The organism is Rubrivivax gelatinosus, from assembly GCF_004340905.1.
GTDB classification, from domain to species: domain Bacteria; phylum Pseudomonadota; class Gammaproteobacteria; order Burkholderiales; family Burkholderiaceae_C; genus Rubrivivax; species Rubrivivax gelatinosus.
Genome location: NZ_SLXD01000011.1, coordinates 89,267 through 101,685 on the forward strand (window position 1 = coordinate 89,267; position 12,419 = coordinate 101,685).

General features: G+C 71.7%; 15 protein-coding genes. 6 read left to right on the plus strand and 9 right to left on the minus strand.

Annotated elements, in window-relative coordinates; all coding sequences use genetic code 11:
- The first annotated feature begins 15 nt into the window (after window positions 1–15).
- Genes EV684_RS17075 through EV684_RS17095 form a run of 5 tightly spaced genes read left to right on the plus strand, consistent with a single transcriptional unit; the run spans window position 16 to window position 3,518 of the window.
- Window positions 16–663, plus strand: a complete 648-nt coding sequence (locus EV684_RS17075) for a response regulator transcription factor (RefSeq protein ID WP_132648500.1) — start codon at window positions 16–18, stop codon at window positions 661–663.
- Between the two features lie 41 nt (window positions 664–704).
- Window positions 705–1,655 carry a thiamine-phosphate kinase gene (thiL, locus tag EV684_RS17080; protein ID WP_132648501.1) on the plus strand — a complete coding sequence of 317 codons (951 nt, stop codon included), beginning with the start codon at window positions 705–707 and terminating at the stop codon, window positions 1,653–1,655.
- Window positions 1,655–2,176 (plus strand): phosphatidylglycerophosphatase A family protein, encoded by a 522-nt coding sequence (locus EV684_RS17085; RefSeq protein ID WP_132648502.1) that lies wholly within the window; start codon window positions 1,655–1,657, stop codon window positions 2,174–2,176. Before thiL ends, EV684_RS17085 begins: the two co-directional genes overlap by 1 nt.
- Window positions 2,167–2,655: a CinA family protein gene (locus EV684_RS17090; protein WP_132648503.1), complete on the plus strand. Its 489-nt coding sequence runs from the start codon at window positions 2,167–2,169 to the stop codon at window positions 2,653–2,655. The genes EV684_RS17085 and EV684_RS17090 overlap by 10 nt, the downstream gene beginning before the upstream one ends.
- The gene (locus tag EV684_RS17095; RefSeq protein WP_132648504.1) at window positions 2,652–3,518 is read left to right on the plus strand and encodes a 2-hydroxyacid dehydrogenase; all 867 of its coding nucleotides are present in this window, start codon (window positions 2,652–2,654) and stop codon (window positions 3,516–3,518) included. The genes EV684_RS17090 and EV684_RS17095 overlap by 4 nt, the downstream gene beginning before the upstream one ends.
- Window position 3,519: 1 nt before the next feature.
- Here EV684_RS17095 and holA read toward each other — a convergent pair whose 3' ends face one another.
- Genes holA through EV684_RS17130 form a run of 7 tightly spaced genes read right to left on the minus strand, consistent with a single transcriptional unit; the run spans window position 3,520 to window position 10,185 of the window.
- On the minus strand, window positions 3,520–4,620 hold the full coding sequence (gene holA, locus EV684_RS17100) for a DNA polymerase III subunit delta (RefSeq protein ID WP_132648505.1): 1,101 nt from the start codon (window positions 4,618–4,620) through the stop codon (window positions 3,520–3,522).
- Window positions 4,621–5,121 (minus strand): LPS-assembly lipoprotein LptE, encoded by a 501-nt coding sequence (locus EV684_RS17105; RefSeq protein ID WP_132648506.1) that lies wholly within the window; start codon window positions 5,119–5,121, stop codon window positions 4,621–4,623. It lies immediately after the preceding gene.
- Window positions 5,108–7,732, minus strand: a complete 2,625-nt coding sequence (leuS, locus tag EV684_RS17110; protein ID WP_132648507.1) for a leucine--tRNA ligase — start codon at window positions 7,730–7,732, stop codon at window positions 5,108–5,110. The genes EV684_RS17105 and leuS overlap by 14 nt, the downstream gene beginning before the upstream one ends.
- Window positions 7,733–7,750: 18 nt before the next feature.
- Window positions 7,751–8,173 carry an ExbD/TolR family protein gene (locus EV684_RS17115; protein ID WP_132648508.1) on the minus strand — a complete coding sequence of 141 codons (423 nt, stop codon included), beginning with the start codon at window positions 8,171–8,173 and terminating at the stop codon, window positions 7,751–7,753.
- A gap of 10 nt (window positions 8,174–8,183) precedes the next feature.
- Window positions 8,184–8,837: a MotA/TolQ/ExbB proton channel family protein gene (locus tag EV684_RS17120; RefSeq protein WP_132648509.1), complete on the minus strand. Its 654-nt coding sequence runs from the start codon at window positions 8,835–8,837 to the stop codon at window positions 8,184–8,186.
- A 14-nt stretch (window positions 8,838–8,851) separates the two neighbouring features.
- Complete coding sequence (dapB, locus tag EV684_RS17125) at window positions 8,852–9,655, minus strand: 4-hydroxy-tetrahydrodipicolinate reductase (protein ID WP_132648510.1); 804 nt, start codon at window positions 9,653–9,655, stop codon at window positions 8,852–8,854.
- Window positions 9,652–10,185 carry an outer membrane protein assembly factor BamE gene (locus EV684_RS17130; RefSeq protein WP_132648511.1) on the minus strand — a complete coding sequence of 178 codons (534 nt, stop codon included), beginning with the start codon at window positions 10,183–10,185 and terminating at the stop codon, window positions 9,652–9,654. The genes dapB and EV684_RS17130 overlap by 4 nt, the downstream gene beginning before the upstream one ends.
- Window positions 10,186–10,289: 104 nt before the next feature.
- On the opposite strand from EV684_RS17130, the gene fur reads away from it, so the two are divergent.
- On the plus strand, window positions 10,290–10,721 hold the full coding sequence (gene fur, locus EV684_RS17135; RefSeq protein WP_009855794.1) for a ferric iron uptake transcriptional regulator: 432 nt from the start codon (window positions 10,290–10,292) through the stop codon (window positions 10,719–10,721).
- Window positions 10,722–10,754: 33 nt separating this feature from the next.
- Here fur and hprK read toward each other — a convergent pair whose 3' ends face one another.
- Window positions 10,755–11,708: an HPr(Ser) kinase/phosphatase gene (gene hprK, locus EV684_RS17140; RefSeq protein ID WP_132648512.1), complete on the minus strand. Its 954-nt coding sequence runs from the start codon at window positions 11,706–11,708 to the stop codon at window positions 10,755–10,757.
- Window positions 11,709–11,721: 13 nt separating this feature from the next.
- The gene (locus tag EV684_RS17145) at window positions 11,722–12,192 is read right to left on the minus strand and encodes a PTS sugar transporter subunit IIA (protein ID WP_132648513.1); all 471 of its coding nucleotides are present in this window, start codon (window positions 12,190–12,192) and stop codon (window positions 11,722–11,724) included.
- Window positions 12,193–12,419 lie beyond the last annotated feature (227 nt).

The following is a 12,419-nucleotide window of genomic DNA, read 5'->3' on the forward strand; positions in this document are numbered from 1 at the left end:
CGATACTCGCGTCCGATGCGCCCCGACCCCGCCCTCGGCATTCCCGTCGTCTACCTCGTCGACGACGAGGACGTCGTGCGCGACGCGCTCGCCTGGCTGCTGCGCTCGCGCCGCCTGCTGTCCGAGGGTTTCGCCAGCGCCGAGGCCTTCGAGGCCTTCCGCGCCGGCCGCCGCGCGCCCTGGCCCGACGCGCCCTCGTGCCTGCTGCTGGACGTTCGCATGCCCGGCCAGTCGGGCCTCGCGCTGTTCGAGCAGCTCGCCGAATGCGGGCTCACCGAGACGCTGCCGGTGATCTTCCTCACCGGCCACGGCGACGTGCCGACCGCGGTGGCGGCGGTCAAACGCGGCGCCTTCGACTTCGTCGAGAAGCCGTTCTCCAACAACACGCTGGTCGACCGCGTCGAGCAGGCGCTGCTGGCCAGTGCCGAGGCTCTCGCGCGCCGGCGGGCCGCCGAGGCCGTGCGGCGCTCGCTGGCCGACCTGACCGAGCGCGAGCGCGAAGTCATGCAGCTGGTCGTCGAAGGCCGGCCGAACAAGGGCATCGCCGACCAGCTGGCGATCAGCGTGCGCACCGTCGAGGTCCACCGCGCGCGCGTGTTCGAGAAGATGAACGTCAAGTCGGCGATCGAGCTCGCGAACCTGCTGCGAGAATCCGGCGCCTGAGGCACGGCCTGCCCTCTGAGGCCGCCAGCATCCTGTCGACCATGGGCGAATTCGAACTCATCGAGAAGTACTTCGGCCGCACGCCGCGGCGCGCCGCGCTGGGCGTCGGCGACGACTGCGCGCTGCTGGACGTCGAGCCGGGCATGCGCCTGGCCGTCTCCAGCGACCTGCTGGTCGAGGGACGGCACTTCCTGTCCACCGTCGCCCCGGAGCGTCTGGGCCACAAGGCGCTGGCGGTGAACCTGTCGGACCTGGCGGCCTGCGGCGCCGAGCCGCTGGCCTTCACGCTGGCGATCTCGATGCCGCGTGTCGACGAGAGTTTTCTCGCCGGCTTCTCGCGCGGCCTGTTCGCGCTGGCCGAGCGCCACGGCATCGAGCTCGTCGGCGGCGACACGACCGCCGGCCCGCTGTCGATCTGCATCACCGTCTTCGGCCAGGTGCCGCCCGATCAGGCGCTGCTGCGCAGCGGCGCCCGCCCCGGCCACGACCTCTGGGTCAGCGGCCGTCTCGGCGACGCGCGCCTGGCGCTGGAGGTCTTCCGCGGCACGGCGATGCTGCCCGGCAGCGCCTTCGAGGAAGTGCGCCGGGCGATGGAATGCCCCGAGCCGCGCGTGCCGCTGGGCATCGCGCTGCGCGGGGTTGCCACCAGCGCGATCGACCTCAGCGACGGCCTGGCCGGCGACCTGGGCCACGTGATGCGGCTGTCGGGCGTCGGCGCGACGGTCGACTTCGACGCCATCCCGCGCAGCACCATGCTGGCGATGCAGCCGGCCGCGCTGCAGCACGAATGCCTGCTCGCCGGCGGCGACGACTACGAGCTGCTGTTCACCGCGCCGCCGTCGCGCCGCGACGCGGTGCTGGCGGCGGCCGCCGAAGCCCAGGTGGCGGTGACCTGCATCGGCGGCATCGACGCCGAGGACGAGCTGCGTGTCCTCGACGGCCAGGGCCGGCCGCTGGGCGTCGCGCCACGCGGTTTCGACCACTTCGCCTGATGGCCGCCTCGGGTGCCAGCACGGCGTTCATGCTGCGCCACCCGGCGCACTGTGTCGCACTCGGTTTCGGCAGCGGCCTCGCCCCCAAGGCGCCGGGCACCTTCGGCACGCTCTGGGCCTGGGGCGCGTTCTGGCTGCTCGACCCCTGGCTGGGCGCGGCCGGCTGGGCCCTGCTCATCGGGGCCGGGCTGCTGATCGCGCCGTGGGTCTGCGCCGTCACCGCGCGCCACCTGGGTGTCGGCGACCCGTCCGCGGTGGTCTGGGACGAGGTGGTGGCGTTCTGGATCGTGCTCTGGCTGGTGACGCCGGCCGGCTTCGTGATGCAGGCCATCGCGTTCGCGCTGTTCCGTTTCTTCGACGCCGCCAAACCCGGCCCGGTGGGCTGGGCCGACCGGCGTTTCAAGCCCCGGTCCGACGGCACGATCGGCTGGCGCGAAGGCTTCGGCATCGTCTTCGACGACCTGGTGGCTGCCGGCTGCACGCTGCTGGTCATCGCGCTCTGGGTCACGCTGTGGCGCTGACGCGTTTCGAGCCGGCGGTGCTGGCGCTGGCCGACGCGCTGCGGGCGCGCCGCTGGCGCATCGCCTGCGCCGAGAGCTGCACCGGCGGCCTGCTGGCCGCGGCCTGCACCGCGGTCGCAGGCTCCAGCGACTGGTTCGAGCGCGGCGTCGTCAGCTACAGCAACGAAGCCAAGACCGGGCTGCTGGGCGTGCCGGCGGCGCTGATCGCCGCGCACGGCGCGGTCAGCGAGGAAGTCGCGCGCGCGATGGCCGAAGGGCTGCTGGCGCGCTCGCCGGTCGAGCTGACGATGGCCGTCACCGGCATCGCCGGCCCCGGCGGCGCGGTGCCCGGCAAGCCGGTCGGCACGGTCTGGATCGCCTGGGCCGTGGCCGGGCGCACCGAGGCGCGGCTGCTGCAACTCGGCGGCGACCGCGCCGCGGTGCGCGAATCGACGGTGGACGCGGCGCTGGCCACGCTGGCGGCGGCGGCGCGTCCATGAAGGTCCGCCTCGCCGGCGAGATCGACGCGCGCTGGCGGCACGAGCTCGCCGCCGCGCTGCCCGAAGCACGCTGGTGCGACGACGGTGATGCCGAGGTCGCCGTCGTCGCCAACCCGCCGCCCGGCGCGCTGGCCGGCATGCCTTCGCTGGCGCTGGTGCAGTCCTTGTGGGCCGGCGTCGACCGCCTGCTCGCCGACCCGACGCTGCCGCCCGGCGTGCCGGTGGCGCGCATGGTCGACCCGGCGATGGGCGCCGCGATGGCCGAGACCGCGCTGTGGGCCGTGCTGGCGCTGCACCGCGGCTTCTTCGACTACGCCGCGCGCCAGCGCGAAGGCCTGTGGCGGCCGCATGCGCAGCGCCGCGCCGACGAGGTGCCGGTGCTGGTGCTGGGCCGCGGCGAGATGGGCGGCACGGTCGGCGCGCGCCTGGCGGCGCTGGGCTACCGCGTCGAACACTGGCACCGCGGCCGCGAGCTGGCGCCGTTGCTGGCCGGTGCCGACATCGTCGTCAACCTGCTGCCGCTGACACCCGCCACGCGCGAGCTGATCGACGCGCGTTTCCTGGCCGCGCTGCCCGCGGGTGCCTCGCTGGTGAACCTGGGCCGCGGCGCCCACGTCGTCGAGGCCGACCTGCTCGCGGCGCTGGACGGCGGCCGGCTGCGCCACGCGGTGCTCGACGTCTTCCGCCACGAGCCGCTGCCGCCGGGCCATGGGTTCTGGGCCCATCCGCGTGTCACCGTGCTGCCGCACGCGGCGGCAGCGACCGATGCGCGCAGCGCCAGCGCCGTCGTCGCCGCCAACCTGCGCGCCTGGCGCGACGGCCGGCCCGTCGCGCATCTGGTCGATCGCGGGCGCGGTTACTGAATCAGGCGTGGAGGGCCAGAGCGCGGGGCATGCTGGCGCGTGTGCCACGCGTCGGCGTGCCGGCCGCGGCGGCGGCCTCGACGGTCATCAGCACCAGGCGGCGCAGCGCGTCCCAGGGCTCGGCCGGCCAGTCGGGGTGGCGCAGGCCCTTGACGATGCCGTCGACGATGCTCGCCGCCTGCACCAGGTGCTGCGTCTGGTGGCTGGCCAGCGCCGGCAGCACGCGTTCGTAGAGCTTTTCCTTCGTGCCCCAGACCCGCGCCTCGCGCAGCGCCAGCGGCAGCGGTTTGCCGTCGTCGACGGCGGCGCGCACACGCGCCAGCGCACGCAGGTCCTCGGCCAGCGTCCAGTGCACCAGCACCGCGGCCTCGCCTTCGGCGCGCAGGCCGTCGAGCATGCGCAGCGCACGCGCCACCTGGCCGGCGAGCACCGCCTCGCCGAGCTTGAAGACGTCGTAGCGCGCGACGTCGAGCACCGCGGCCTCGACCTGCTCGAAACTCAGTTCGCCCGGCGGGTACAGCAGCGCGAGCTTCTGCAGCTCCTGGTGCGCGGCCAGCAGGTTGCCTTCGACACGGTCGGCGAAGAAGGCCAGCGTCTGCTGTCCGGCTTCGCCGCTGGCCACACGCTGGCCCTGGCGGCCCAGGCGCTGCGCCAGCCAGGCCGGCAGCGCCTTGCGTTCCACCGGCTCGACCTTCAGCGTCACGCCGGCGCCGTCGAGCGCGGTGAACCAGGCCGACTTCTGCTGCTGGAAGTCGAGCCTGGGTAGCGTCACCAGCGTCAGCACGTCGGGCGAGAGCTGCTGGCAGTAGCGCTGCAGCGCCTCCGAGCCGTCCTTGCCGGGTTTGCCGTTGGGGATGCGGATCTCGATCAGCTGGCGGTCGGCGAACAGCGACAGCGCCTGCGCCGCGCCGAGCAGCGCGCTCCAGTCGAAGTGCTGGCCGACGGTGAAGACCTGGCGCTCGACGAAGCCGGCGGCGCGCGCCGCGGCGCGGATCGTGTCGCCCGCCTCCTGGGCCAGCAGCGGCTCGTCGCCGTGGATCGTGTAGAGCGTGTCGAGCCCGCGCTGCAGGCGCTGCTCGAGATGTTCCGGACGCAGTTGCATTTACAGGCGGATCGCCGCCAGGCGTCGCATCACCTGGATCACGATGTCGTTTTCCATGTCGCGGTACAGGTCGGCCTCCTCGAACTGCTTGGCCAGTGCCGCGCTCTCGCTGTAGCTCAGGTCTTCCTCGCGCAGCAGCTCGGTCGGAGCGATCAGCTCGCGCCCGTCGGGCGTGCGCGCGCTGAAGTGCAGGCGCACGCGGATCTCGAACTCGCGCACCTGGGCGGCGGAGGTCGACGCGACGACGCTCTTCTCGCGTTTGTCCTCGGTGATCTCCAGGATCACCTGGGCGGCGGCGGGCACGTCGACGATGCGAACGTCGGGTGCGAGTGCACGGCGCAGCGCCGCGCCGACCGTCGACTTCGGCTTGAAGCCGACCAGCGCGATGCGCTCGAAGCTCGGCTTCTGCGGCCGGCGCAGCTGAAAGCCGCAGCCGCCGAGCGCGAACGCGCCCAGCGCGGCGATCGCGCCGAGCGCGCGGCGGCGGTCAGACGACGACATTGACGAGCCGGCCCGGCACGACGATGACCTTCTTCGCCGCCTTGCCGTCGCTGAACTTGGCGAACTCGGGCGAGGCCAGCGCCGCGGCCTCGATCGCCTTGCGGTCGGCGTCGGCGGGGATGCGCACGCTGCCGCGGGTCTTGCCGGCGATCTGCAGCACAAGCTCGATCTCCGAACGTTCGAGCGCGGCTTCCTCGACCTGCGGCCAGGGCGCGTCCATCAGATCGCCCAGCGTGGCGACGAAACCGAGCTCGCCCCACAGCGCGTGCGCGACGTGCGGCGCCGCCGGGTACAGCGCGCGCAGCAGGATGCCGACGCCTTCGCGCAGCGTCGCGTCGTCGGCCGCGCCGGCGCCGTCTTCGAGCGCGTTCAGCAGCTTCATCGTGCCGGAGACGACGGTGTTGTACTGCAGCCGGTCGTAGTCGGCGCCGATCTGCCTGAGCAGCGTGTGCACCTCGTAGCGCAGCGGGTTCGTGCCCTGCGGCGCGGCGCCGGCGGCGGCCACGCGCGGCGCGACCTTGACGCCGAAGCTCCAGAGCCGGCGCAGGAAGCGGAACACGCCTTCGGCGCCCGAGTCCGACCACGCGGCGCTCTGGTCCGGCGGGCCGGCGAACATCGTGAAGGTGCGCGCGGTGTCGGCGCCGAACCTGGCGATGATGTCGCGCGGCTCGACGACGTTGTTCTTGCTCTTGGACATCTTCTCGATGCCGCCGAGCTGCACCGGCTGGCCGTCGGCCTTGGCCACGGCGCCCACCGGCTGGCCGCGCTCGTCGAACTTCACGTCGACTTCGCTCGGGTAGAACCAGCGTTTCTTGCCCGACGCGTCCTCGCGGTAGTAGGACTCGTTGAGCAGCATGCCCTGCGTGAACAGCTTCGTGAACGGCTCGCTGAAGCTCACCAGGCCGATGTCGCGCATCGCCTTGGTCCAGAAACGCGCGTACAGCAGGTGCAGCACCGCGTGCTCGATGCCGCCGATGTACTGGTCCATCGGCATCCAGTACTCGTTGCGCGCGTCGACCATCGCGCCCTCGCTGTCCGGGCAGCAGTAGCGCATGTAGTACCAGGACGAGTCGACGAAGGTGTCCATCGTGTCCGTCTCGCGCCGCGCGGGCTTGCCGCACTTGGGGCAGGCGACGTTCAGGAAGGACTCGCACTTGTTCAGCGGGTTGCCGCTGCCGTCCGGCACCAGATCCTCGGGCAGCACGACCGGCAGGTCCTTCTCGGGCACCGGCACGTCGCCGCAGTGCGGGCAGTGGATGATCGGGATCGGCGTGCCCCAGTAGCGCTGGCGGCTGATGCCCCAGTCGCGCAGGCGCCAGGTGGTCTTCTTCTCGCCCAGGCCCTTGGCCTGCAGCGCGGCGGCCACGGCGTCGACGGCCTGCTTGTACGCCAGGCCGCTGTAGTTGCCGGAGTTGATCGTCACGCCGCGCGTCTTGTCGGCGTACCAGTCCTGCCAGCGCTCGTAGTCGTAGTGCTCGCCGTCGACGTGCACCACCTGGACGATGTTCAGGCCGTACTTCTTGGCGAAGGCGAAGTCACGCTCGTCGTGCGCCGGCACGCCCATCACCGCGCCGTCGCCGTAGCTCATCAGCACGTAGTTGCCGACCCAGACCGGCACCTGTTCGCCGGTCAGCGGGTGGGTGACGAAGAGGCCGGTCGGGCGGCCTTCCTTCTCCTTGAGCGCCAGCTCGGCCTCGGTCGTGCCGCCCTTCTTGCACTGCTCGATGAAGGCCGCCAGCTCGGGCTTGCCTTGCGCGGCGTGCTGCGCCAGCGGGTGCTCGGCGGCGACGGCGCAGAAGGTGACGCCCTTGATCGTGTCGGGGCGCGTCGTGAAGACGTACATGCGCCCGCCCTGGATCAGCTCGCCGTCGGCGCCGCGGATGTCGTGCGTGAACGCGAAGCGCACGCCCTCGCTCTTGCCGATCCAGTGCTCCTGCATCAGGCGCACGCGTTCCGGCCAGCCTTCGAGGTAGTGGGCGCTGGTGCTGTCGTTGACGCCGGCCAGCAGCTCGTCGGCGTACTGCGTGATCGCCAGGTAGTAGCCGGGGATCTCGCGCTTCTCGACGATCGCGCCGGAGCGCCAGCCGCGGCCGTCGACGACCTGCTCGTTGGCCAGCACCGTCTGGTCGATCGGGTCCCAGTTGACGACCTGGGTCTTCTTGTAGGCGATGCCCTTCTCGAGCATCTTCAGGAAGAACCACTGGTTCCACTTGTAGTAGCCGGCGTCGCAGGTGGCGACCTCGCGGCTCCAGTCGAAGGCCAGGCCCAGCGGCTGCATCTGGCTCTTCATCTCGGCGATGTTGGCGCGCGTCCACTTGGCCGGCGCGACGCCGTTGTCGATGGCCGCGTTCTCCGCCGGCAGGCCGAAGGCGTCCCAGCCCATCGGCATCAGGACGTTCATGCCCTTCATGCGCAGGTAGCGCGCCATCATGTCGTTGATGGTGTAGTTGCGCACGTGCCCCATGTGCAGCTTGCCGCTGGGGTAGGGCAGCATCGAGCAGGCGTAGAACTTGGGCCGGTCCGGGTCCTCGACGACCTTGAACGCACCGGTGGCGTTCCAGTGCGCCTGGGCGGCGGCTTCGACTTCGGCGGGGACGTACTTTTCGTTCATCCCCCGGATTGTAGGGAGCTACCTGGGGGCGGCAGGCTCGGTGACGAAGCCGATGCGTGTCAGGCCCGCCTGCTGGGCGGCGTCGATCAGCTCGGCGACGCGGCCGTAGGGCACGGCGCGGTCGGCGCGCAGCCGCACCTCGGTCTGCGGGTCGCGTGCGCCGGCCTCGCGCAGCGCGCGTTCGACCTCCCCGGCAGCGGCGCGCTGCTCGCCCAGGTAGAGCTGGCCGTCGGCGTCGATCGCGACGGCGACGAATCCCGGCGTGTCCGACGGCGTCGAGGCGCCGGCCTCGGGCAACTGGAGCTTCAGGCTCGACGCCAGCAGCGGCGCGGTGACGATGAAGATCACCAGCAGCACGAGCATGACGTCGATCAGCGGCGTCATGTTGATCTCGCTGATCGGCGGCGGCGGGCTCGAGCGGTCCAGGCGTCCGAAGGCCATCGCCGGGGCCTCAGTCGCGCGCCGAGTCCAGCACCATGCGGCGCAGGTCGTGGGCGAAACCTTCGAGTTCGGCCTCGCAGGCGGCGACCAGCTTGCCGAAGGCGTTGTAGGCCAGCACCGCCGGCACGGCGACGGCGATGCCCGCTGCCGTCATCACCAGCGCCTCGCCGACCGGGCCGGCGACACGCTCGATCGTCAGCGTGCCCGCCTCGCCGATGCCGGTGAGCGCATGGTGGATGGCCCAGACGGTGCCGAACAGGCCGACGAAGGGCGCGGTGCTGCCGATCGAGGCCAGGATCACCTGGCCGAACTGCAGGTGCGCCAGGCCGCGGTGCAGCGCGTCGCGCAGGCGACGCGTGAGCCGTGCGTCCAGCGCCGCGGCGCCTTCGAGCGTGCCACCGGCGGCCGGTGCGACGGTGGCGTCGACGAGCGGCAGCAGCACGCCTTCGCGGTCCAGCGCCTGCACGCGGCTGCGGCCGTCGCTGACCGAGGCGGCGTCCCAGAAGGCCGGCACCGCGCGCCGGATGTCGGCGCCGGCGCGACGCAGCAGCAGGCCCTTCCAGACGATCAGCAGCCAGGCCGCGACCGACATCGTGAACAGCAGCAGCGCGACGATGCGGCCGACCGTGTCGGCCTCGCCCCAGAAGTGTTCCAGGCCCTGCATCGGCGGCAGCCGGGCTACAGGCCCAGCACGTCGGCCATGCCGTACAGCCCGGGGCCGTGCTCGACGAGGAAACGCGCCGCGCGCACGCTGCCGGCGGCGTAGTTCGCGCGGCTGTTGCTGCGGTGGCTGATCTCGATGCGCTCGCCGGTGCCGGCGAACAGCACCGTGTGGTCGCCGACGATGTCGCCGCCGCGGATCGTCGCGAAGCCGATCGTGCCGGGCTGGCGTTCGCCGGTGTGGCCTTCGCGCGCGAAGACGGCCTGCTCGGCCAGGTCCTGGCCGAGCGCGCGCGCCACCGCCTCGCCCATCGCCAGTGCGGTGCCGCTCGGGGCGTCGACCTTGTGGCGGTGGTGGGCCTCGACGATCTCGATGTCGTAGCCGTCGGCCAGCGCCTTGGCCGCGGTTTCCAGCAGCTTGAGCACGACGTTGACGCCGACGCTCATGTTGGGCGCGAAGACGACGCCGACGTGCTGCGCGGCGGCGGCGATCTCGGCCTTCTGCTGCGGGGTGAAGCCGGTGGTGCCGATGACCATGCGCACGCCGAGTTCGCGGCACAGCGCCAGGTGTGCCAGCGTGCCTTCGGGGCGGGTGAAGTCGATCAGCACGTCGGCACCGGCGAGGCCGGCGCGCAGGTCGGCGGTGACGGCGACGCCGGTCGTGCGGCCGAGGAAGGCGCCAGCGTCCTGGCCGAGCGCGGGGCTGCCCGGCAGGTCGAGCGCGCCGCTGAGGCGGCAGCCCTGGCTGCCGAGCACCGCCTCGACCAGCATGCGGCCCATGCGCCCGGAGGCGCCGGCCACCGCGATCGAGACCAGGCTCACGAAGCCTCCAGCGGCGGGTAGCGGCGCGCCGCGCCTTGCGGCTCGGCTTCGGGCGCTGCCTCCTCGCGCCTGGGCGGGCGCGGCAGCGCCAGGCGCTCGGCCTCGGTCAGCTCGAGCTTGGGCACCTTGGGCTTCTCGTCCTTCTGGCGCGTGATCGAGTCGACGAACTCGCGCTCGCTCGGCAGGTCCTCCGGCGCCTCGACGGCGGCAACGACGCCGGCGGCGTCGAAACGCACGACCATGCTGCGCCGCTGGGGCTCGGTGCCGGGACGGCGGATCGTGAAGATGTAGTCCCAGCGCTCGGCGTGGAACGGATCGGTGACCAGCGGCGTGCCGAGCACGTTGCGCACCTGTTCGCGCGACATGCCGATCTTCAGCGCCTGCAGCTGCTCGCGCGTGACGACGTTGCCCTGCACGATGTCGATGCGGTACGGCGTGATGAAACCGAGGAAGCTGGGGCCGGACGACGGCGTCGAGGAGCATGCGCCCAGCAACAGCGAGCCGGACAGCAGGGCCAGGATGCGAAGCATGAGGGGATTCCTGCGCGGCCGCAGAGAACGGCGCGATAGGCTGGCTATGATGGCCGGCATTCTAGCCGGCGACCGTGCAGTGCCGGCCCTCGAGGATTTCCGACATGTCCAATGCCGAAGAACTGAAGAGCAGCGGCCTGAAGGCCACGCTGCCGCGCATCAAGATCCTGGAGGTGTTCCAGAGCGCCGAGCGCCGCCACATGACGGCCGAGGACGTCTTCAAGGCCCTGCTCAACGAAGGTGCCGACATCGGCCTGGCCACCGTCTACCGCGTGCTGATGCAGTTCGAGCAGGCGGGGTTGCTGTCGCGCAGCAACTTCGAGTCCGGCAAGTCGGTCTTCGAGCTCAACGAAGGCCAGCACCACGACCACCTGGTCTGCATGGACTGCGGCCGTGTCGAGGAGTTCTACGACCCGGAGATCGAGGTCCGCCAGCGCGCCATCGCCTCGCAGCGCGGCTTCGAGCTGCAGGACCACGCGCTGGCGCTGTACGCGCGCTGCACGCGCCCGGACTGCAAGCACCGCCACGGCAAGTGAGCGCCGCGCGCGTCCTGCGCGCGCGTTCTGGCGTCAGCCCTGGCCGCGCTCCATCGCGCGCTGGTGGCGCTCGATGAACTCCTGGTAGGTGTCGATGCCGCGCAGCTGCAGCACCGTGTTGCGCACCGCGGCCTCGACCAGCACCGCGAGGTTGCGCCCGGCGTCCACCGCGATCACCACCTTGCGCACCGGGATGCCGAGGATCTCCTCGTACAGCGGCTCGTAGGGCAGGCGCTCGAATTCGCGCTCCATCGTCTCCTTGCGCACCAGGTGCACGATGAGGCGCAGGCGCATCTTGCGCCGCACCGCGGTCTCGCCGAAGATCGCCTTGATGTCCAGCAGGCCGATGCCGCGCACCTCGAGCAGGTTCATCAGCAGCTCGGGGCAGCGGCCTTCGAGCGCGGTCTGCGAGGTGCGGTACAGGTCGACGGCGTCGTCGGCCACCAGCCCGTGGCCGCGCGAGATCAGCTCCAGCCCGAGTTCGCTCTTGCCCAGGCCGGACTCGCCGGTCAGCAGCACGCCCAGGCCGAGGATGTCCATGAACACGCCGTGGCGCGTCGTGCGCTCGGCGAACAGGTGCGCCAGGTAGGCGCGCACGACGTCGATGACGTGGCCGGCGGATTCGCGCGTGATGAACAGCGGGATCTCGGCGCGGTCGCACATCGCCACCAGCCGGTCCGGCGGCACCTGCTCGTCGGCGACGATGAGCACCGGCGGCTCGAGCGTGACGATGCGCGCGATGCGGCGTTCCTGGTCCTCGGGCGCGCTGGCGACGAGGTAGGCGATCTCGCGCCGGCCGACGATCTGGACGCGGTACGGGTGGATGTAGTTCAGGTAGCCGACGAGGTCGGCCGCGGAGCGCGCGTCGCGCACCGCGCTGTCGTCGAAGCGCCGCTCGGGGTGCGCGTGGCCGGCGATCCACTCCCAGCGCAGCGCCGCGCGGTGGGCCTCGAACAGCGCCTCGGCGCTGATCGAAGTCGGCTTCATCGCGGGCTCGCCGTCATGCGACGGACTTCAGCGGTTCCCAGTCGTGGATCAGCTTGTGCACCGCGGCCGCGTCGGCCTCGGTCTTGAGCCGCTCGCGCAGTTCGCGGTCGGACAGCATCTCGGCGATCTCGGAGAGGATCTCCAGATGCCGCTGCGTCGCCGCCTCGGGCACGAGCAGGAAGATCAGCAGCGAGACCGGTTCGTCGTCCGGGGCGTCGAAGGGGATCGGCTGCTGCACCCGCAGCACGCCGGCCAGCGGGTTCTTCAGGCCCTTGATGCGGCCGTGCGGGATCGCGACGGCGTGGCCCAGGCCGGTGGAGCCCAGGCGTTCGCGCGCGAACAGGTTGTCGGTGACGAGGCCACGGGCGATGGCGTGCTGGTTTTCGAACAGCAACCCTGCCTGTTCGAAGACGCGCTTCTTGCTCGTCGCTTCGACGTTCACCAGCACGTTGCTGGCAGGCAGGATGGCGGCGAGTCGGTTCATGGGGACTTCCCCTCGCGGGCCGCGTTTCTGCTGCGCTGCTGCCGCGTCGTGTTGCTAGACGAAGGATGATAGCAATCGGGGTTCCGACCGGCTCGCAAGCGGGCCACCCGATGCAGGGGAACCGCGAATTCTTGCGGCTACATCACAACATCTGTTTGCGGCAGATGAAAAACCCTGGACGATTCGCGCCGGAGTCCCAACAAAAACGGCCCCTCAGGGCCGTCGAC